We start from the raw sequence: 20,967 nt of genomic DNA, 5'->3' as shown, positions 1-20,967 counted from the left end.
CCAGGTCAGTCCGCCCGGCAGTCTAAGACAAATGCGCCAGCCGATACACGGTTCAGTGCGCCAGACGACGCAACGCGTCGGCGACGCCGTCGAGCGCGCCCTGCCAGTTGCCCGGCGACGGTTGCCGCCAGATGCGCATCGACGGATACCAGGGACTGTCCTCGCGCGCCAGCAACCAACGCCAGTCGGCATCGTAGCGGCTGACCAGCCATACCGGCACGCCCAGCCCCCCTGCAAGATGCGCGACCGAGGTACAGGCAGTGATCACCAAATCCAAATTGCCCAGATAGGCGGCCGTATCGGCGAAGTCGCGCCAATCGCCGCTGGCATCGCGTAACGCGAAGCCGGCGGCGCGCGCCTGCTCGCCCTTGCCCTGTTGCAGGTTGTGCCAGGTGATGCCGGGGATCTGCTGCAACGATCGCAACAATCCCAGCGGCACGCTGCGCCACAGGTTGTCGCGCTGCGCCGGGTTGCCGGTCCAGCACAAGCCCACGTTCAGCCCGGGACCACGCCCGCCGTCCGTCCAGGCTCCGCCATGTGCCGGCGCGCGCAGATAAGGCGCGGCAGTGTCGCGCAGCCTGGCTTCGTCGATACGCAGCACCCGCGCCAGCGACATCAGCGCCACGGCATGGGTGAAATCCGCCGGCGGCGGCAGGTGGTCGAGCACCGTCACGCCTTCCAGGCTGTGCGCCAACAGGCGGGACACCGCCGGTGGGCACGCCAGCGTCACCGCCGCGAATCGCGCACGCAACGGCGCCAGGAAGCGCGCGAATTGCAGCAGGTCGCCATAGCCTTGCTCCGCGTAGACCAGCAGGCGCGCACTGGCTGGAACCGCCTCGCCCTGCCACGCCGGCAGCGGCAGCGACGGCGGCGTCAGCCCGCAGGCGGCCCAGCGCGCCTCGTAACCTTCCCAACCATCGGCCCAGCGCCCCTGCAACAGGTCCAGCGTACCGAGCGCGTAGCGCGCCAGCACCGGCTCGCCCAGCGCCAACGCGCGCTGGTAGCCCGCGCGTGCGCCGTCCCAATCGCCGAGCGCGCGCCGGCATCCCGCCAGGTTGTGCCAGGCGTCGGCGTGGTCCGGCTGCAAGGCCAGGACTTCGTCGAAGCAGGTCATGGCGAAGGTGATTTCACCGCGCCGCCGGGCGATGCAGCCCAGGTTGTAGCGACTGCCGACATGCCGGGGCGCATTGACCAGGACTGCGCGATACGCCGCTTCGGCGCCAGCCTCGTCGCCTTCGTCCAGCAGCAGGTTGCCCAGGTTGTAGCGCGCGGCGACGTCGTCCGGCGCCAGACGTAGCGCCACGTCGAGTTCGGCGCGCGCCGCGGCGATGTCGCCCAGCTCGCGCAAAACGCTGGCGTGGTTCGCCCGCAGCGCCACCGAGTCGGGATCGAGCCGGATCGCATGGCGCAGCGCCTGATGCGCCGCCGCGGGGTCGCCGCTGCGCGCGCAGGCCTGCGCCAGCGCGGCCCACCCCGCCACCGCGCCCGGCTGCGCGCGCAAGGCGAGGTCCAGCGAGAGGCGGGCCGCGGCGAAATCGCCGGCCCGGCAGGCCGCCAGGCCGTGCGCCAGCCGTAGCGCCGGTGCCTGCGGCCAACGCGCCAGCGCTTCGGCATAGGCGGCCTGGGCCGCGGGCCAGGCATTGCGCGCCTCGGCCTGACGGCCGCGCACCACCGCCTGATCGGCCTGCCAGCTCATCGCGCGCCACCGAAGCCGACCGCCAGCCAGTTGGCCAGCCGTTGCGCCACCTGCTCCCAGCCGCTGTCGACCATCAGCGCGTGGCCGATGTCCACGAATTCGGCATCCACCCGCCACGCCCGTGCCGTCGCCAGCACGTCCGCGCGCGGGATGATGCGGTCGCGCTCGGCGCCCAGCACCAGGCACGGCACATCGTGCGGCATGCCCATCAGCAGCCACGGCTGGGGCATCAACAACTCGGTCAGCGCCAGCGTGGATTCGGGCTGCGCCCGCGCCGCGAACGCGCCCAGCCGCTCGCGCGTCATTGCCGGGGAAAACAGCAGCTCGCGCAACAGCGCGTAGTCCAGGCCATCCGGACCGAGGTGCCACTGAAAGCGGTTGAGCGCCCCCAGCAGGTGTGGCGCGCTCAGGCCCATGTAGGCGAGCGAGCCACCCAACCCGTAGGGCGGCACGCTGGCCAGCAGCGCCACCCCGGCCACCGGCTGCTTGCGCGCGTGGCGCTGCACCAGATAGCCGCCCAGCGAATGACCGATCACCACCGGCGGTGCGGCCAGCTTCTCGGCGACGTCGGCCAGATCGCGCAGGTAATCGCCGATCGAGCACAGGTCCAGCCGTTCGCGTCCCGCGCTGCCGGCGTGGCCGACCAGACTGAGCGCGTGGCAGTCGTAGCCCAGCCCGGCGAAATACGGCAGGAAGGTATCCTCCCAGCACCAGGCGCCGACGTAGGCGCCGTGCACGAACAGCAGCGGCGGCGCGTTGCGCGCCGCGCCGGGCGCCGGGGCGCGGTGCAGGATTTCGAGTTGGTGGTGTTTGCTCATCGCACGAATCCTATGCCGACGCGGATGCTGTTGGTGCGCTGGTCGTAGCTGCGCAGGCTTTCGCCATAGCCGTCCCAGTATTGCAGGTAGCCGTAGAAATCGATGCCCAGCCACTGCCGCAGCGGATAGGACAGGTCGAGCTGGAACGAGCCCTTGTCCTTGTTGCCGTAGCGGATCAGCGACGACATCGTCAGCCCCTGGCCGTTGCCGCCCTTGAAGCGCCAGTCGACGTAACCGCGATAGCCGGCGATGTCGGGGTTCTCCTCCATCTCGGTGAGGTAGGCGCCAAACAGCGGCGAGAACACGAAATGCCAGTGCTCGACATCGCCCCAGGTGAAGGTCGGATTGACGAAAAGCTGGTTGAGATCGCGCGACTCGTCGCCGCCCTTGCCGTTCGATTCATGGCGAAAACCGTAGGCCAGGTCGAAGCGCCCCACGTGGGGCAGTTGCGCCGCATTGGCATGCTCGTAGTACAGCGCCGGCTTGTAGCTGGTGTCGTAGAACGGCGTCGATTCCTCGCTCAGCTTCCACAACGAGGTCTGGGTGTAGGCGAAGCGCAGCCCGGCCAGCCACGGATAGCGCTTGGCCAGGTTGCTGTCGGGATCGAACAACTGGTAGCGGAAGCTGAACTGGAAGCGCGCGTCGTCGCCATCGGGCGCGACCACGAAATACATCGGATCCTGCGGGGCGAAGCGCGCCGCGCTGTAATTGAGCACCGAGGTGTTCTGGATCTGCGATTCCACCGGCGTGGCCACCTTGGCCTGCGGCAGGTCCGTCTGCGGCGGCACCGCCGGGGTCTCGGTCTTGACGTAGGCGTAGCGCAGCATGCGCGCGCTTTCCGGCGCCAGTTCGAACGGCTGCGCGCCGCCGACCAGTTCGCAGGCGCGCGACCCCGGGCAGGTCAGCGTCGCGGCCGGCGTCACCTGCTCGGCCGTGGCGGAACGGTTCACGTACAGCACGTCCACCGTCGCCGACGTGACGCCGCCGGGCAGGAAGACCGTTTCCGCCGACCAGGCCGTTCCCGCCTGGCCTACCAGCAATAAACCCGCCGCGATCCGGGCATAGCGCATGGGTTCCCCCCGTTTGCCGACGTCGGTGCGTCGGACGAAATCCAAAGGCAAGCCCGCGATTATCCGGACAAAGCCGTCCGCCCGCGATACGGCACATCCCGGCGCCGGCCTTCGGCTGATCGCCGTCAAGCCGACGCCAGCAACCACAGCATCTGCCTGGCGCGGCTCATCGCCACGTATTGTTCGCGCAGCGTCGGCAGATCGGCCTGCGCCAACTGTGCCGCCGACGGCGCGCCGGGCAGGATCACGTGCGGCCACTCGTTGCCCTTGCAATGCAGGATGGACGTCAGCACCACCTTGCTGGCGAAGCCGACGTTGCCGCGCTGGAACTGCGCCGCCAGCGCGTCCAGCAGCGCCAGGAACGCGGTCGGTCCTTCCTGCGCCAGCAAGGCCACCAGTTCGTCCAGCGCCTGGCTCGACGCCCTGGCCGCCACCACGGTCGGCGCCATGCTGGCCAGCCATTCGCGGATGCCGTGACGCGCCAGCCAGCCGTGCAGCGCGGCCACGCCGCAGCCGATGGGCGACTGGCGCTCGCCCAGCATGCGCAACGCCAGCGGCACCTGGCCCGGGATATAGCGCGGCAGCCGCTCGCCCGCCACCCGCTCGGCCAGCAGCGTGCTCAGCGCCTCGCGCTCGTCCTCGTCCAGCCCGGCGCGCGGGCCGGCCGCGAATTGCAGCAGCGCCTTGCAGTCGAGGGCGTTGTGCTCGACATCAACCCAGCCCTGGAGCAGCACGCAGGCGCGCAGCAATCGCGCCTCGCGCGACTCGTGCAGCGGCGCGATGCGATCGCAGCGATAGGCGATCCCCGCGCGGAACAGCGCCAGCATCACCGGGAACGCCTGCGGTCCCTGCGGCACGATCACCGCGAACGTCTCGCCCGCCGCGCCGGCCTGCATGCCATCGCCGATCAGGCGGGCAATCGCCGCCGGCTGGGCGTCGCCGGCCACGGTCAGCCGCTTGACTCCCGTATGCAGCCCGGCACGGCAGCGCAACGCCGCGCACGCCGGATTGACCCGCTGCAACAGGCCGGCAATGGCCTTGCCCAGCGGATTGCCGAAGCGGTGGGTCAGCGACAACGGCAGGCGCTGCGCGTCCGGCCAGTGGCGCAGGAATTCGTCGAACGCGGAAAACGGCGCGATGCCGCGCCACTGGAAGATGTCCTGCCCGCGATCGCCCACCGCGGCGACGGCGCAGCCGGCGGCGGCCAGCGCGCGCACGATCTCGAAATGCACCGCCTTGGTGTCGTGGAACTCGTCGAGCAGCACCACATCCACCCCGCGTGCGCGCAGGCCCTGCGCCACCGCCTCCGGCTCGTGCGCCAGATCGAAGGCGGCGTCGCCATGGCACAGGAAGTCTATCGACTCGCGGCATTTTTCGTATTCGTTGAACAGGCTGAACGCCCACGGCGGCAACCCCAGCCGCTCCAGCGCGAACTGGAGGTTCTCCAGGTCGTAGTCGTCCGCCAGATCGCTGTCGAAGCCGGCGAACGGCGGCTGGGCGAACACCAGCCCGGCCTTGAGGTGATCGACCAGTTCCAGCCATTGCAGCAGCGATTCCTCGTCGCCGCGCAACGGCTCCACCCCGCGTTCGGGCAGGTAGGCGTTCACCCGCGCCACCGCCTGCCGCATCGCCAGCAGCGGGCGGTCGTCGTCGACGATGGCCCGCCCCAGCGACCCGGCCTGCCAGCGCTTGTCGCGCGCGTGGTCGCGCAGGCAGCGCACGGCGAACTCGTCCAGCGTGTTGCACAGCTGCTGCGCGGCCTGTGGCGTCAGGTCGCGACACACCTCGCGGCGGTACAGCTCCAGCCAGCGCGCCTGGCCCTTCTGCGAATAGGTCAGCGTCAGCACCGTGCGGCCCCGGCGTTCCAGCGCCTGGTGCAGCAACACCAGCGCCGTGGTCTTGCCAGTGCCTGCCGAGGCTTCGATCAGCAGCGGCTGGCCGCGATCGGCGGATTGCGCCCACGCCAGGATGGCGGACAACTCGGGGTTCATCTCCAGCGGTTCGCCGTCTTGCATGCCCTTTCCCATTGATGCGGTTGCGAGGCCGGCGAAAACGAAAACCCGGAGCATCGCTCCGGGTTCGCGCATCGTTGGCCGGTATCGCCGGTGTATACCATCTACCGGCGGTACCGCGCCACGCCGGACCGGCTTCAGTCCTTGAGCGACGCCATGTCGATCACGAAGCGGTACTTCACATCGCTCTTGAGCATGCGCTCGTAGGCATCGTTGATCTCCTGCATGCGGATCAACTCGATATCCGAGGTGATGCCGTGCTGGCCGCAGAAATCCAGCATTTCCTGGGTTTCCGGAATGCCGCCGATCAGCGAGCCCGCCACCGCCTTGCGCCCCATGATCAGTGGCACGCTGTTGACCAGGGGATCGAGGTCGCCCAGGTAGCCGACCAGCACCAGGGTGCCGTCGATGGCCAGCGTGGGCAGGTACGGGTTGAGGTCGTGGGCATAGGGCACGGTGTCGATGATCAGATCGAAGCGTCCGCCCACCGCCGCCATCTGCACCGCATCGGTGGACAACACCACCTGGTGCGCGCCCAGACGCAGCGCATCGGCCTCCTTGCCCGGCGAACGGGTGAACAGCGTGACGTCGGCGCCCAGCGCGCGGGCGAGCTTCAGCGCCATGTGGCCCAGGCCGCCCAGCCCCACCACCGCCACCTTGCGCCCCGGCCCCGCGCCCCAGTGGCGCAACGGCGACCAGGTGGTGATGCCCGCGCACAGCAGCGGCGCCGCGCCGGCCAGATCCAGCCCGTCCGGCACCTTCAGCACGAAGCGGTCGGACACCACCACCCGTTGCGAATAGCCGCCCTGCGTCGGCGTGTGGTCATGGCGATCCACCGCGTTGTAAGTGAAGGTGGCGCCTTCCGCGCAGTATTGCTCCAGCCCGCGCTCGCACGGATTGCAATGCCGACAGGAATCGACCATGCAACCGACGCCGACGCGATCCCCCGCCTTGAAACGGGTGACGCCAGGGCCGACCTCGGTCACCCGGCCGATGATCTCGTGCCCCGGCACCACCGGATACTGTGTGCCGCCCCAATCGTTGCGCGCGGTATGCAGGTCGGAGTGACACACCCCGCAGTACAACACCTCGATCGCCACATCGTCCGACCGCAGCCCCCGCCGCTGGAAGCGGTACGGCGCCAGCGCTGAGGTGGGGGAACTCGCGGCATAACCCAGAACATTCGTCGTCATATTGGCCTCGCTTGGAAAAAACTGCCTTCAATGTAGGCGGCAAATGCCGCGGGCCAAAGTCGGGGCGACAATCCGCCAAGCCATGAAAAAAGCCCGCGGCATCGGCTGCGGGCTTGAGCAGGAAGCGTGCTGCCTCGGGTGCCTCAGAACGGAATATCATCCTCGAAATCATCAAAGTTCTTCGGCGCGGCAGGTCGCTGGGCCGGGGCGGATTGCTGGGGGCGGGCCTGTTGCGGGCGGGCCTGGGCCGCCGGGGCCGGGCTGTATTCCTGGTTGAAGTCGTCGCCGCCTTGCTGGAAGCCGCCGCCGGCGCCACCCCCACCGCCGCCACGGCCGGACAGCATCTGCATCTGGTCGGCGACGATTTCGGTGGTGTAGCGGTCGGCGCCGGTCTGCTTGTCCTGCCACTTGCGGGTCTGGATGCGGCCTTCCACGTAGACCGAGCTGCCCTTCTTCAGGTATTCGCCGGCGATTTCCGCCAGGCGGTTATACATCACGATGTTGTGCCACTCGGTCTTTTCCTGCTGCTGACCCTGTTTGTCCTTGAAGCGCTCGGTGGTGGCGATGCTGAAATTGCAGACCGCACCGCCGCTGGGCAGGTAGCGCACCTCGGGGTCGCGCCCCAGGTTGCCGATGAGTAGGACCTTGTTCAGCGATGCCATCTTTAATTCGTCTCCGCAATCAGTTGTTGCGCGGCGGCTTCGTCCCAGCCGGTTTGCAGGACCTTGAGCAATGCCACGCGTTCGTCCATCAAGACGACGGCCTCTTTCACGCCGTCGATCCGCCCGAGTTTAGCAGAGAGGTCGACCGCGTCGCCCCCCCAGTTTTCGCCGATCGGAAACATCCAGGTGCGTACCGGCAGCGGCGGGCGCATGCCGGCGGCCACCGCCAGCCAGATCGCCATCAGCAGCGCGCCGGCGACGAACACCGGCGTCGCGCCGGCGTGCTGGTACAGCCAGCCGGCCATCGCCGAGCCGATGAACATCGCCGCCGACTGGCAGGTGTTGTACACGCCCATGGCGGTGCCGCGCGCCTCGACCGGCGCCACCTTGGAGATCAGGCTGGGCTGGGTGGCCTCCAGGATGTTGAACGCCACGAAGTACACGCCCAGCCACAGCACGATAGCCGGCAGGCTGGGCAGCCACAGCGCCATGCCCAGCTGCGCGATGAACATCAGCGCGATGGCGAACAGGAACACCTGCTTCAGCTTGTGGCGCTTCTCGCCGATGATCACCGCCGGCACCATCAGCACGAAGCTGACCAGCACCACCGGCAGGTAGACCCACCAGTGATGCGCCACCGGCAGACCGCCCACCTGGGACAACAGCAGCGGCATCACCGTGAACATCGCCATCTGCCCGGCATGCAGCGCGAACACCCCGTAGTTCAGCCGCAGCAACTGGCCGTGCCGCAGCACCTGCGGCAGCCGGCCGGTATCGGCCTCGGCGTCCGAATGGTGGCGCGACAGCGCCGGGTTGGGAATCACCTTGGCCACGCCGACGATGGCGGCCAACGTCAACACGGCAGTCAGGATGAAGATGCCCTGCAAGCCCACCCATTCGGCCAGCTTGGGCGCCGCCACCAGCGAGACGGCGAAAGTGCCGGCGATGCTGGCGCCGATCATCGCCATCGCCTTGGTGCGGTGTTCCTCGCGCGTCAGGTCGGCCAGCAGCGCCGTCACCGCCGCCGAGATCGCTCCGGCGCCCTGCACCGCGCGGCCGACGATCATCCACGCGATATGGTCGGCGAAGGCGCAGATCAGGCTGCCCACCGCGAACAGCGCCAGGCCGATATAGATCACCCGCTTGCGTCCCACGCGGTCGCTCCACATGCCGAACGGCAGTTGCAACAACGCCTGGGTCAAGCCATAGGCGCCGAAGGCCAGCCCCACCAGCACGTGGTTGTCGCCGCCGGGCAGGCGGCCGGCGTAGACGGCGAACACGGGCAGGACCAGGAACATGCCGAGCATGCGCAGGGCGTACAGCCCCGCCAGGCTCAGCGAGGCGCGCATTTCGACCTCGCTCAGGCGGATGGTGGAGGACATCGGGGGACAGGATTTCGGGCGGAAAGACGAGATGGTAGGGCGAATCGCCCTGCGAGCGAAAGCCATTCGCTTTCGTCGACGGCGCGCGCAAGCCCCGCCCGCCCTCGCACACCGCCCAGCGACGTTGCCTTCGTTCAGCCGGCGCCCTGCCGGGCTTGCAGCGCGGTGTTCGCGTGCGCAAAGCGACCCGCGCCGGCCGGCGCCCCATGGCTTTGCCCGGCGTGCCGCCGATGTCAGGAGGGACGACGACGCCGGCCGCGTCCGGCAAGGGTTGCCGCCCCCCGTGGCCCGCCAGGGTGTCAGGAGGCATGCCCGCCTGCGTGTCGGGATGGCGAACTACGGTATATTCAGGGGTTTACTTTCGCCGGATCGGCACCATCTCGCCAGCCATGAGCTATCGCCCCGCCTTCTCCGACCAGCCGCTGATCCGCATCCGTGGCGCGCGTACCCACAACCTCAAGAACGTCAGCCTGGACCTGCCCCGCGGCAAACTGGTGGTGATCACCGGGCTGTCCGGCTCCGGCAAGTCGTCGCTGGCGTTCGACACCCTGTACGCCGAAGGCCAGCGCCGCTATGTCGAAAGCCTGTCGGCCTACGCGCGGCAGTTCCTGCAACTGATGGAAAAGCCCGACGTCGACCTGATCGAGGGCCTGTCGCCAGCGATCTCCATCGAGCAGAAGGCCACCAGCCACAACCCGCGCTCCACCGTCGGCACCGTCACCGAGATCCACGACTACCTGCGGCTGCTGTTCGCCCGTGTCGGCCAGCCCTACTGCCCCGACCACGACCTGCCGCTGGAGACGCAGACCGTCAGCCAGATGGTCGATCACGTGCTGGCGCTGCCCGAGGAAACCCGGTTGATGGTGCTGGCGCCGGTGATCGTCGGCAAGAAGGGCGAGAACCTCGACCTGTTCGACGAACTGCGCGCGCAGGGCTTCGTGCGGGTGCGGGTGGACGGCGAGGTGTACGAGATGGACGCCCTGCCCAAGCTCGACAAGAACAAGAAGCACACCATCGAAGTGGTGATCGACCGCCTGCGCACCCGCGCCGACCTCAAGCAGCGCCTGGCCGAATCGTTCGAGACCGCCCTGCGCCATGCCGACGGCCGCGCCATCGCGGTGGAAATGGATAGCGGCAAGGAGCACTGGTTCTCCGCCAAGTTCGCCTGCCCGGTGTGCAGCTACAGCCTGCCCGAGCTGGAACCGCGCCTGTTCTCGTTCAACAACCCGATGGGCGCCTGCCCCAGCTGCGACGGCCTGGGCCAGATCACCTTCTTCGACCCCAAGCGCGTGGTCGCCCATCCCGAACTGAGCCTGGCTGCCGGCGCGATCAAGGGCTGGGACAAGCGCAACCAGTTCTACTTCCAGATGCTGGTCAGCCTGGCCGACCACTACGACTTCGACGTCAACACCGCCTGGGAAGACCTGTCGGAAAAGGTACAGAAGGTGGTGCTGTACGGCTCCGGCCGCGACGAAGTGCGCTTCAACTACATGAACGAGCGCGGCACCCGCTTCGAGCGCTCGCACGCCTTCGAGGGCATCATCCCCAACCTGGAACGGCGCTACCGCGAAACCGACTCGGCCACGGTGCGCGAGGAACTGGCCAAGTACCAGAACAACCGCGCCTGCCCCACCTGCGACGGCTCGCGCCTACGCCGCGAGGCGCGCCACGTGCGCGTCGGCAGCCAGACCCTGCACCGCATCAGCCAGATGGCGCTGCGCGACAGCGCCGCCTACTTCGACAGCCTGGCGCTGGAAGGCAACCGCGCGCAGATCGCCGAGAAGATCGTCAAGGAAATCCGCGAGCGGCTGGGCTTCCTGGTCAACGTCGGCCTGGACTACCTCAGCCTGGAGCGCAGCGCCGACACGCTGTCCGGCGGCGAGGCGCAGCGCATCCGCCTGGCCAGCCAGATCGGCTCCGGCCTCACCGGCGTGATGTACGTGCTGGACGAGCCCAGCATCGGCCTGCACCAGCGCGACAACGACCGCCTGATCGGCACCCTGATGCGCCTGCGCGACCTGGACAACACCGTGATCGTGGTCGAGCACGACGAGGACGCCATCCGCGCCGCCGACTGGCTGGTGGACATGGGCCCCGGCGCCGGCGAGCACGGCGGCGAGGTCATCGCCTGCGGCACGCCGCAGGAAGTGTTCGATCATCCCGATTCGGTCACCGGGCAGTTCATGTCCGGCAAGCGCCGCATCGAGATCCCGGCCCAGCGCCGCCGCCCCGACCCGGAAAAATGGTTCACCCTGAAGGGCGCGCACGGTAACAACCTCAAGTTCGTCGACCTGGCGCTGCCGGCCGGGCTGTTCGTCTGCGTCACCGGCGTGTCCGGCTCGGGCAAATCCACCCTGATCAACGACACCCTGTACGCCGTCGCCGCGCGCGACCTGAACGGCGCCTCGTCCGAACCCGCGCCGTACCACGAGATGCACGGCCTCGACTTGTTCGACAAGGTGATCAACGTCGACCAAAGCCCCATTGGCCGCACCCCGCGTTCCAACCCCGCCACCTACACCGGCCTGTTCACGCCGATCCGCGAACTGTTCGCCGGCGTGCCCACCGCGCGCGAACGCGGCTACGGCCCCGGCCGCTTCTCGTTCAACGTCAAGGGCGGCCGCTGCGAAGCCTGCCAGGGCGACGGTGTGATCAAGGTGGAGATGCACTTCCTGCCCGATGTCTACGTGCCGTGCGACGTCTGCCACGGCCTGCGCTACAACCGCGAAACGCTGGAAGTGCAGTACAAGGGCAGGAACATTACCGAAGTGCTGGAGATGACGGTGGAGAACGCGCTGGAATTCTTCAGCGCCGTGCCCACCGTGGCGCGCAAGCTGCAAACGTTGATGGACGTCGGCCTGGGCTACATCCGCCTCGGCCAGAGCGCGACCACGCTGTCCGGCGGCGAAGCGCAGCGGGTGAAGCTGGCGCTGGAGCTATCCAAGCGCGACACCGGCCGCACGCTCTACATCCTGGACGAGCCGACCACCGGCCTGCACTTCCACGACATCGACCTGCTGCTCAGCGTGCTCAAGCGCCTGTCCGAGCACGGCAACACCGTGGTGGTGATCGAACACAACCTGGACGTGATCAAGACCGCCGACTGGATCGTCGACCTGGGCCCGGAAGGCGGCGCCGGCGGCGGCCAGATCATCGCCACCGGCACCCCCGAACAGGTGGCCGCCAACCCCGCCAGCCACACCGGCCACTATTTGGCGCGGATGCTGGATGTGGTTCGCTGAGGGCGGAGAGAAACCCAAACCCTAAACCTTGAAACACAGAGGGCACAGAGAACACGGAGTTACACAGAGAAAAACCAAGGGCAGGAAAGACCAAGTCGATCCGCTCCTGCCTTTGAATTTCTCTGTGATCCTCTGTGTTCTCTGTGCCCTCTGTGCGATTTTCCGACGTGGATGTGGGCCGGATGGCTGCGCAGCACAGCGGAGCGTCTTCCTCCGTACCAGCCTTGTGACGACGGGGATGCCAGCCCAGTAGGTTCTCTCCCGGCAACTTGCAGGAGCGGACGCGAGTGGCGATGATCATGGCAACGACATGACCTGCAACCCCGCAGGCCACAGGGTATCGATATGACCAACCCCTATGCCCCATACCCCCTTCGTCAGCACTTCCCCGCAGGCACGCGTGTCGTGGTCTCTGGCGTGGGTGCCGGTTGGCGCAACAACCCTGTCGGGACTGTTTGTGGCGATCCCGAACCCGTTCAAACCGTAAGGGGTGAAGATTATTACTACTGGGTGAGGTTCGACACGCCCCAGCATGCCCTGAGCGATGACGGCCCGTACTGCCTGGCCCAGGTACTCAGTTGCTGTATCACTGGCCAGGCCCGAGCTGATTCACCTTGAGGCTTCGCGGCCTCTGCACGTGAGATTTATTAACCCGGCAATCAAATAGAAGCGCTATTCAGCATACCGAACGGCTGCATGCTTGAAATACGCCATCACCCGTTCCGGCGTCCTGGCCAGGCGCTCCATGAATGCGGTGGCCTTTTGCAGCAAGGCCCTTTTGTTGGCAGCACGGTCGGACGAGCGCAGTTCGGTCTTGAAATCACGATTGAGGTATTCGTCCGGATTGATCTCCGGCGAATAAGGCGGCAGATAGAAGACTTCAATCAAATCCTGGCGTTCGGCCAGCCAGGTGGTCACCAGTTTGGCATGGTGCACTTTCAGATTGCCGAGAATCAGGAATACCTTCTGCTCGCTGTCGGCCATCAATCGCGCCATGAAGCCAATGAATAAATCGGTATTCATCGCGGTGTCGATGAATTCGAAACGCACCAAGCCTTGGTTGCTGATGGCCGAGATCATCGACAAGCCATGACGTTTGCTGGGTGCCGCCAGCACCGGCGTCTGCCCTGCGGGGGCGTAGCCGCGTAGCCAGTGCCCGTCTTCGGCGACGGCCGTTTCGTCACCCCAGTAGATGACGGCGCCTTCCGCTTTGGCCCGCGCGACGATCGCGGGATAGGTGTCGTGGAGCCAGCGTGCAACCTGGGCCGGGTTTTGTTCCTGGGCCCGTTTGATCGGTCGCTGCGGGGTGTAGCCCCAGCGCAGCAGATATTCGCCCACCGTGCAGATCGGCATCTCGATATCGAACAGTATCTTGATCAATTGCATCACGGCGCGGCGATTCCATAAGGCAAATGGCAAGCTCAACTGTTTGGGCGACTCGCCGACGATGATCGAGCGTAAATGCCATTCCTGGGCCAGGCTCAGCGTGCGCCCCGACCAATAGCGCCGACCCCGGGTTTTGGATTCCAGCCCCGATTCACCTTCTTTGGCATAGCGTCTCGCCCAGGCCATGACGGTGCTCAGGTGCACGCCAATCACGGTGGCAATGGTTTTCCAAGGCAAGTTCAATTCTTCGCGCATCCGCATGGCTTGCCGACGCATTTGATCTTGCGCTTCGCGGGGGAGTTTACGGACATCAAGTTTTTTCATGCAGGCAAGTTTAGCATGTATTTTTATTTGATTGCCGGGTTAATAAATCGCAAAATATAATTTACACATCAAAAGAAGCTGTCCCACATATACACCCCCCTTTTCATTGTTCCAATTTTTCAAATGAGGGGCGCTCAAAAACCCCTCCCTCTGTCAATTCCAGAACCCGATCCGCCGATGCAATTGTCTCCGGTCGATGAGCGATCAACAAAATGGGTAACCCCAATTTCCTTAGCGTCTGACTGATCATGGTCTCGTTCATAACATCCAAGTGGCTTGTTGCTTCATCTAATAACAGAAATCGAGGTTGTTTATAGAGTGCTCGCGCTATTAAGATGCGCTGCTTTTGCCCGCCAGACAATGTATTTCCCATTTCGCCTACTAGCGTCTGATAACCCATTGCAAGCGCATTAATTTCATCATGCACGCCGGCAAGTTTGGCACAGTACTCCACACGCTCGTGATCAATCGCTTCCGCAGTAAAACAGGTGATATTATCCAGAATGGCACCACTAAACAGTTGGTCCTCCTGCAACACTACACCGATCATGCTACGTAATTCACTCGTCCTGTCGATCTGATAAGGCATCCCCATTACCCGAACTTGTCCGGCCACAGGTGTATACAAACCCAGTATCAGCTTTGCCAGCGTCGACTTCCCGCCGCCAGAACGACCGACCAAGGCAACCACCTCACTGGGCTGAACATTGAAAGAAACGTTATTCAAAATCAATGGTCCATCGTTGCCATATCGGAATGTAAGATTGCACACCTCTAGTGGCAACGCATTTTCGGCAATTTTAAGCGCACTCAAGCAAGCTATTTTTTCCTTCTGCTGCCGCACACTATCGAAATCATTAGCCGCGCGATCCTTCTCTCCTTCTTTCGAGGTCAATACAATGTCAGCGAGTCGTTCGTTGTATACATCTAGCATGCGGTACTCGAAGAGCTTGTCAATCAGCGCGGAAACACTGCCGGAGAAACGCCCCTGAAACGACATGTAAGCGACCAGCATTCCAATCGTGAACTGGCCGGAAATCACCGCCTTTGCCCCAAACCAGATCACACCGGCAGCGGTCGCGCTACCAATGGCGGTGTTGGTCAAACCATATAGCATGCCCAGTCGCGACTCTTTCAGCTGCATGTTGCGCCGCTCAATATTTAGGTTGCGCCATGCGGACTCACGCTGCGCCAGCGAATTGTTGGCACGCAAACTAAGTACACCCCGCAATGACTCCAGAAAGTGGCTGTTTTCCTGAGTGCTGGCCGACCAGCTATCCTCCGATGCTTTGCGCATCGTGCCGAACCAAAGCCAGCGCAGCACGCCATAGAACACCGCGGCGATGATGGCGACCGTTGAAAGTACCGGGCTATACAGCAGCATCATAGTCAATGTGCCGACAATCAGGATCACATCCAAAACAGCCTGAAGAATACTGCTGGTAAGCGTATGCTGAATGGTATTGATGGCATCGAATTTGGCACTGATATCGCCAATATGACGCTTTTCAAACCAATCCAGCGGCAAACGCACCAGATGATGGAACACATTGGCCGTCCACTGCATATTGAAATTGACCGACATCGAAATGGTCGCCCACTCCCTTACCACCCCGATCAGCGACTGGGCACCAATCAACATCAACATAGCGATGATGACAATGGCCAATAAGCTCTCATCCCTAGCCACCAATACTTCATCAATCACCAGTTGATTAATCAGCGGCATAGCAAGGGCCAGTGCTTCCAGCACGATGGCAAAGCAAAAAATACGTATCAACGCGGCCTTCAGGCCAATAGTTTTCCCAACTAGTTCAGTCAAGCGTATTTTGCGACGTACGTCCCGTCGCTGAAAGGCATGGGTCGGAGTCAACTCCAGCGCCACACCGGTAAAATGCCGGTCCACTTCAACTGGCATCAACGCCAATGCACCGCGTGCCGGATCGTGAACTTCGATACGCTGTCCTTTAACCCGCTTCAATACCACAAAATGGTTCAAGTCCCAGTGAAGAATGCACGGCATAGGCAATTGCGCCAAATCGCCCAACTCTAGGCGCACCGCCCGCGCTGTCAGATGCAATGCCTGCGCGCAATCCATCAACCGACGCAAGGTCATGCCATGTTGTGAAACACCGAATTGTCCCCGCAGCGCAGGCAAATCAATCCGATAGCCATGCCAACCCGCAACCATAGCCAAACACGCCACACCACACTCTGCTGCTTCAGTTTGCCGCACCAATGGCAATTGTTTGCGCCAGCTCCAACTCAAAGACTGCATTAATTCCATATCAAAGCTTTCCGTGCAGGCTCCACAACGGCTCTAACAACCATTCGTAAATATGCCGACGATCCAGCTCCACATCCGCGGCAACCAGCATACCCACTTTTAGTGCTTCCCGTTTGCCATAAGCCAGCACATAATTTTTATCTAGGGCTACGATCACCCGGTAATGCGCTTCGCCGTCTTTCCACGTGATCGGACTGCGCATCGTTACCTCTGCTGACGCGAGCGCGGTGCGGGAGACTTCACGGGTTGTCCCATATTGCACGCCGAATTTTTCATGAGGAAAAGCTGCAAAACGTAACCCCACGCGCTGTCCCGGCTTGACAAAGCCTACGGAGCGGCTGGGTGCATAAAGCTCAACCTGCAATGCCGTTCCATCCGGAACTAGCATCAACAACAATTCGCCGGCCTGCGCCGCCTGCCCTGGCTTGACCAGCACGGCTGCGATAGTGCCCGCCATTGGTGCAGTCAATGTCGCCCCACCACGGCCAGCCAACTCGATTTGCTGTTGCCGCGCATCCTGCAACTGGCGATCCAGCTCAGAAAGACGAGCATCTCCTTCCAATTGCAGACGCTGCAGTTCGTTTTGCAGAGTCGCCTGTTCGGCCAATAGGCGTGAGCGCGATTGTCGCTGCACCTCGATCTGAGCTTGTATCGCAGCTAGTGAAATCTGCTTTTCATCTAGCGCGGCCGAAGAAATGAACCCCTGCTCGGACAATCGCTGGAATCGAGCTACGGATATACGGGACAATTGCTCTTGCTTTCGCACCAGAGCCAAGGCTTGCTGCGCGCTTCCCAGTTCCATGCCCAACTGGCTCAAATTGCGTAATACGCCATCCCGCTGAGTAGCGTTGATATCTATTTGTCGCTCGCGCTGCCGTTGTAAATTGATGATCTGCTTGCCCACGGAATCGCTCAGGCTGGCGAGCAAACCCAAGCCTTGATGGTCATATCGTTCATCCCGCAGCCGGTATAACACCTGCCCGGCTTGAACCCGTTGGCCCTCTTTCACCAACAACTGCTCGACCCGCCCCTGCATTTGTGCCACCACCTGGATCACCCCGGCCGATGGCATGATGAGACCTTCCAAACGCGCCTTGCGGGTGTACTCACCCATCACTATAAATGCAATTAGCAAGGTAAGCAGAGTAATGCTAGCCCACGCAAACCAAGTCAAACCAAACTCGACAGGAATCAGAATCGCGCCAGCATGATGCGACCGTTGCGCGTCGAAAAAACCCTGCCGATATATCTTTCTATTTTTCATATGAGCTTGGCAGCATCCCTGCCCACGACATCAAACAACCTTCTCCAGTTTCAAATCCGAGCCCCTTTAGAAATAACCGCCTGACGTGCTTTAGTAGAACAAATATCGATCCCACATTGACAGATTGTGGTGCGGCAGCGAGTAGGCTCGGCTGGCAACGTCAGTATGTCATCAAAGATGCTGCCTATCGGGCCATCCTGCATGCACCAGGCGCGGTAAATCTCCCCCTGAAAAGTCACAATGATGTTCTCGATCCCAGCATGACAATCCCAGCCTTGGAAATTGGTCTCGCCAGCAACCAGCAAATCAAATGCTGTCTTGCGTACCACGCTGCCATCCTGGTGGGTCACTAGCATCACCCCACGCGGCTGCGGAATCGCCTTGGTCGGCTCGTTCCCGGTAAAGGATTGCATGACCGCTTCCTGCTCGACCGTATAGGCAAACCTTCCGGAAATTCCACCACTACCAAAACCATGGAACAAGGGCTGCAAAGCAATCGAACACTGCACCTCATCACGCATTTGCTGCGCCAACGACAGACACTCGTCAAACCGTTCTGGCAACATCATTACGTTGATATGCAGATTGGCCGTAGAGCAGGCCGCAGCGATCTGAGCCACGTTAATAAAATGAGTCTTATCTCGAATCTCCTCGACATGGAAACTCAAGCTAGCGCCATGCAGACAGGATACATATCGCTCCCACCATGCCAGCGAGGACGAGGCATTAGAAATAATATGAACCAAGCCGCCCCGTTCGTAGATTAGCTGCAGAAAGTCACCAAACCATTTTAGATATGTGACCTCGCCGCCGCCAAATTCAAAAAAAGGAAGCTGACCTCGTGCTTCACAATAAGCAAACACCTTGTCCACAAAAGCAACAGCCGCCTCAAAACTGAGCGTTTTTATTTTGCCATTGTGTAGATCGGGATGACAATAAGTGCAACGGTAATTACATTTAGTCGTCAATGCCCAATTGACACCAAAATAGAAGCAACCATCCGGTTGTTGCGTAACCCTCGCCATGCTCATACTTTAGCACTCACTAAAAAATTAGCAAAACATACCCGCATGTCGCAGTCTGCGACATATCCGAAAAAGCACTACTTAATTCACTTTGAAATTTTTACGGAAAAATTCGTATTCATTCATCGAATACTTGAAATAGAATCAAAAACCATACCAGAAACTTTATTCATCTTTATTTCCCAATAGAACGTATGAGCATGGCGCATCGGCCACACAGCGTGTCCAATATAATTTTACTGCACTCGACTCGCCGGACCACTCTTTCACCGAATAAATACTCCTCGACCCATGCCCCATCTTTATCAGAGCAAGCATCTGCATGCGGCACCACTCCTCCAATGTTTCCTAAGGCAAACCTTTTCATCGCGGATTTTTAGCCAAAATCCAGAATCGAACTTAATTTTTGACAAATTAATTGAATATGATTTTCCGAATTCCGCCAATCTTCGCACTGTCTCTTTATCACACCTTCCGGCACCACCACTTATTGTTCCCTTTATAAGGTTGAGACACGGCCCTCTATCAACTTGGAAAATCCCCCCAATGCGAAGTAATGACGAGGCTGTTTTTTTTCTGGGGGGGGGGGAACGACCATAAGCAGCTGCCCCCACCTCCACGAGCTGTAAAGTAGTCCTTGGTAACCCACCAGCCATTTCGATACTGTGCGCTATTTGCATCCGAGCGCAATCGCGTGGTTTCGGCAATCCATTGCTTCCATTGCTTAGGAACAATTTGTTCGCCTTTCCATTCTCCAGAATGACGGTAAAGCTCCCCCCAACTTGAGGAGATCAACCCGGCGCAACGATAACCCTCTTGCGCCATTCACAGGCAGGCCAGGCAAGCTTTCCCATGAAAAATCGCTAATTCCCCAAGGAGAAAACAACTTTTTTGCAAATTCAGCCCCCCCTACGGAATAAAATCGTTGAAAGCCTTACTTAACACTCAATAATCACCTGACGAGTAGCGAGTTTTTTTGCACCGACGGACCGAGAAAAATAAAACTCAAGGGGAGTAGGTTGTTTTTTAAGCTCCCCAGCTGCTCAAGGTTGAGATATTTATTCCATGAAAATCCTGGCACACCATTAAGAAAATCAATTAACTCATTCGCTTTAAAGCCGGCAGAAATATCATTTCAAATAACGCACCAAAAGGTGCTTTCGGATCTAGGCCTCTCTCTTCCGCTGCGATACCTACCAAAGCCGCAAGAACGCTTTTCGTTACCGAATTCAACTGGCGCAGCTCATCCCTTCCCATCGGCTCCACATAGGCTTCCACTACCAATTTTCCATCGACACTAATCAATACAGCGTCAACCATTGGGTAAGAAGAAATCATCCAATCAACGTGTTAGCGCGGGGATTTCCCCGAAGCGGCAAACCCGGGTTTCATATAAAAGCCCCCCCAAAAAAATGACAAGCACTTTTAGACACAAAACACCCATAAATAAAAATCCCATGCGGGAGTAGCCAGCCAACTGAGGATATCCTTATTGCCTTTTTTAGCCATCACCGAATTTCAGGCATAAATTTTAACCACTTCTCTCCAATTAGCCATTTTTAAGCCCGCGCCTTCCACACTTATACCTTTTCAAATAAAGTGTACATCAACCTATATTTTCATCAAACCCATCATTCTTTCCAATCGTCACCAAGCGATCCAAAAAAGGCGAGATCCTCAATCAACTCATTTCTTAACTGAAGCCATGGCATCCGTTACCAATTCAATTCGCCTATCCACCCAGCCTTCACATATATCTTTACTAGTTTTTGACCAATTATCGAAGTAAAATTTCCTTCCCCATCTAATTCGCATTTTTTCCATCCAAGAATACATCTCTCTCCCACCTGTTAAAGAAGTGATCGCATAACCACAAGAAGCAAGCGCTTGCTTGTCGAGGAAAACTCCAGCATTTTCATCTCTCCCCCGCTCTCCGAAAAACGAAGAAGCAAACGCCAATTTCAGCGCCGTAGGATAATTTTTATAGAATTCAATTTCAGCTTTAACTGAATCATACAACCCATTAAAATCACATGCATCATACTGAGCTTGAGATAGTTTGCATTGATAATAGTACCCCATCATGTTTCCATGAAAAATAACAAGCCCATTAACCTTTAGCTCTGCCGCTGCAACCGCCATATAATTAGCACAACTCGAAATGCAAACACCATCAACACTCAATTTAACTTTCTTTTCTCTCATCCATTCCGCTATTTTTATTGCATAAACAACATCGCCACCACCGGAATTTATAACAATCTCAGTTACATCATTTTTACCAACTAAATTTTGCATCAAATCATAATCCAATATACCTTCCACCTTCAATATACCCGGACTTAAACTAGTTAATTTTCCTTTTAAGGAAGCCGCTCTCAGCTGACGCCCGTATACTGAGTTCAGGAGGTTCTTTTCATATGAATTTTTATCAACCATCGAACAACTGCAAGTTAAGAAAAAAAGCATCAAAAGGATAATTTTCATTGTGCTTTTTGGCCGCAATTTAAAAATGGCGGCCAAATCCAATCAATTAATTAGCTAATTAGAAGTTAATTGAACACCCCCCCCTTCCACCTGGACCCTGATCACCGCCACATGACCAA

General features: G+C 60.7%; 14 protein-coding genes. 1 reads left to right on the top strand and 13 read right to left on the bottom strand.

Translation table 11 applies throughout. The features are described from left to right. Positions 1-52: 52 nt before the first annotated feature. The 7 genes from C556_RS20325 to C556_RS0112830 all read right to left on the bottom strand — a co-directional run bounded on the left by C556_RS20325 (position 53) and on the right by C556_RS0112830 (position 8,833). Complete coding sequence (locus tag C556_RS20325; protein ID WP_018748665.1) at positions 53-1,696, bottom strand: tetratricopeptide repeat protein; 1,644 nt, start codon at positions 1,694-1,696, stop codon at positions 53-55. Further along, the gene (locus C556_RS20320; protein WP_018748664.1) at positions 1,693-2,514 is read right to left on the bottom strand and encodes an alpha/beta hydrolase; all 822 of its coding nucleotides are present in this window, start codon (positions 2,512-2,514) and stop codon (positions 1,693-1,695) included. Before C556_RS20320 ends, C556_RS20325 begins: the two co-directional genes overlap by 4 nt. Then, the gene (locus C556_RS20315; RefSeq protein WP_018748663.1) at positions 2,511-3,584 is read right to left on the bottom strand and encodes a phospholipase A; all 1,074 of its coding nucleotides are present in this window, start codon (positions 3,582-3,584) and stop codon (positions 2,511-2,513) included. The genes C556_RS20320 and C556_RS20315 overlap by 4 nt, the downstream gene beginning before the upstream one ends. Before the next feature lie 125 nt (positions 3,585-3,709). Then, a complete protein-coding gene (locus C556_RS0112845) occupies positions 3,710-5,599 on the bottom strand; it encodes a UvrD-helicase domain-containing protein (protein ID WP_018748662.1) in 1,890 nt (629 codons plus the stop codon). Positions 5,600-5,733: 134 nt separating this feature from the next. Further along, entirely contained in the window at positions 5,734-6,789 is a 1,056-nt protein-coding gene (locus tag C556_RS0112840) for an NAD(P)-dependent alcohol dehydrogenase (protein ID WP_026263068.1), read from the bottom strand. Between the two features lie 143 nt (positions 6,790-6,932). Continuing rightward, positions 6,933-7,451 (bottom strand): single-stranded DNA-binding protein, encoded by a 519-nt coding sequence (gene ssb / locus C556_RS0112835; protein ID WP_018748660.1) that lies wholly within the window; start codon positions 7,449-7,451, stop codon positions 6,933-6,935. A gap of 2 nt (positions 7,452-7,453) precedes the next feature. Continuing rightward, positions 7,454-8,833 (bottom strand): MFS transporter, encoded by a 1,380-nt coding sequence (locus C556_RS0112830; protein WP_018748659.1) that lies wholly within the window; start codon positions 8,831-8,833, stop codon positions 7,454-7,456. Positions 8,834-9,222: 389 nt separating this feature from the next. Between C556_RS0112830 and uvrA the strand changes: the two genes are divergently transcribed. After that, positions 9,223-12,075, top strand: coding sequence for an excinuclease ABC subunit UvrA (gene uvrA / locus C556_RS0112825; RefSeq protein WP_018748658.1), 2,853 nt, complete (start codon positions 9,223-9,225; stop codon positions 12,073-12,075). Positions 12,076-12,747: 672 nt separating this feature from the next. Here uvrA and C556_RS0112820 read toward each other — a convergent pair. From C556_RS0112820 to C556_RS23045, 6 genes are all read right to left on the bottom strand, one after another. After that, positions 12,748-13,785 carry an IS630 family transposase gene (locus tag C556_RS0112820; RefSeq protein ID WP_026263065.1) on the bottom strand — a complete coding sequence of 346 codons (1,038 nt, stop codon included), beginning with the start codon at positions 13,783-13,785 and terminating at the stop codon, positions 12,748-12,750. Between the two features lie 103 nt (positions 13,786-13,888). Continuing rightward, the gene (locus tag C556_RS0112815) at positions 13,889-16,072 is read right to left on the bottom strand and encodes a peptidase domain-containing ABC transporter (RefSeq protein ID WP_026263064.1); all 2,184 of its coding nucleotides are present in this window, start codon (positions 16,070-16,072) and stop codon (positions 13,889-13,891) included. Between the two features lies 1 nt (position 16,073). Beyond that, positions 16,074-17,336, bottom strand: a complete 1,263-nt coding sequence (locus tag C556_RS0112810; RefSeq protein ID WP_018748655.1) for an HlyD family secretion protein — start codon at positions 17,334-17,336, stop codon at positions 16,074-16,076. 50 nt (positions 17,337-17,386) lie between these two features. Next, entirely contained in the window at positions 17,387-18,367 is a 981-nt protein-coding gene (locus C556_RS23890; RefSeq protein WP_245559250.1) for a radical SAM protein, read from the bottom strand. A 1,092-nt stretch (positions 18,368-19,459) separates the two neighbouring features. Further along, the gene (locus C556_RS23050; protein ID WP_157236163.1) at positions 19,460-19,699 is read right to left on the bottom strand and encodes a serine hydrolase; all 240 of its coding nucleotides are present in this window, start codon (positions 19,697-19,699) and stop codon (positions 19,460-19,462) included. 348 nt (positions 19,700-20,047) lie between these two features. Further along, the gene (locus tag C556_RS23045) at positions 20,048-20,800 is read right to left on the bottom strand and encodes a Clp protease/crotonase-like domain-containing protein (RefSeq protein ID WP_169338620.1); all 753 of its coding nucleotides are present in this window, start codon (positions 20,798-20,800) and stop codon (positions 20,048-20,050) included. Positions 20,801-20,967: the final 167 nt, after the last annotated feature.

It is taken from the genome of Chitiniphilus shinanonensis DSM 23277 (assembly GCF_000374805.1).
GTDB classification, from domain to species: domain Bacteria; phylum Pseudomonadota; class Gammaproteobacteria; order Burkholderiales; family Chitinibacteraceae; genus Chitiniphilus; species Chitiniphilus shinanonensis.
This window is presented reverse-complemented; position numbering and strand designations above follow the sequence as displayed.

Excerpts from the sequence above, each read along its gene's own strand:
- uvrA (WP_018748658.1), top strand. The coding sequence starts at position 9,223 with ATGAGCTATCGCCCCGCCTTCTCCGACCAGCCGCTGATCCGCATCCGT.
- C556_RS0112820 (WP_026263065.1), bottom strand. The coding sequence starts at position 13,785 with ATGAAAAAACTTGATGTCCGTAAACTCCCCCGCGAAGCGCAAGATCAA.
- C556_RS23045 (WP_169338620.1), bottom strand. The coding sequence starts at position 20,800 with ATGGTTGATAAAAATTCATATGAAAAGAACCTCCTGAACTCAGTATAC.
- C556_RS0112815 (WP_026263064.1), bottom strand. The coding sequence starts at position 16,072 with ATGGAATTAATGCAGTCTTTGAGTTGGAGCTGGCGCAAACAATTGCCA.
- C556_RS0112830 (WP_018748659.1), bottom strand. The coding sequence starts at position 8,833 with ATGTCCTCCACCATCCGCCTGAGCGAGGTCGAAATGCGCGCCTCGCTG.
- C556_RS0112845 (WP_018748662.1), bottom strand. The coding sequence starts at position 5,599 with ATGCAAGACGGCGAACCGCTGGAGATGAACCCCGAGTTGTCCGCCATC.
- C556_RS23050 (WP_157236163.1), bottom strand. The coding sequence starts at position 19,699 with ATGATTTCTTCTTACCCAATGGTTGACGCTGTATTGATTAGTGTCGAT.
- ssb (WP_018748660.1), bottom strand. The coding sequence starts at position 7,451 with ATGGCATCGCTGAACAAGGTCCTACTCATCGGCAACCTGGGGCGCGAC.
- C556_RS23890 (WP_245559250.1), bottom strand. The coding sequence starts at position 18,367 with ATGAGCATGGCGAGGGTTACGCAACAACCGGATGGTTGCTTCTATTTT.
- C556_RS20320 (WP_018748664.1), bottom strand. The coding sequence starts at position 2,514 with ATGAGCAAACACCACCAACTCGAAATCCTGCACCGCGCCCCGGCGCCC.
- C556_RS0112810 (WP_018748655.1), bottom strand. The coding sequence starts at position 17,336 with ATGAAAAATAGAAAGATATATCGGCAGGGTTTTTTCGACGCGCAACGG.
- C556_RS0112840 (WP_026263068.1), bottom strand. The coding sequence starts at position 6,789 with ATGACGACGAATGTTCTGGGTTATGCCGCGAGTTCCCCCACCTCAGCG.
- C556_RS20325 (WP_018748665.1), bottom strand. The coding sequence starts at position 1,696 with ATGAGCTGGCAGGCCGATCAGGCGGTGGTGCGCGGCCGTCAGGCCGAG.
- C556_RS20315 (WP_018748663.1), bottom strand. The coding sequence starts at position 3,584 with ATGCGCTATGCCCGGATCGCGGCGGGTTTATTGCTGGTAGGCCAGGCG.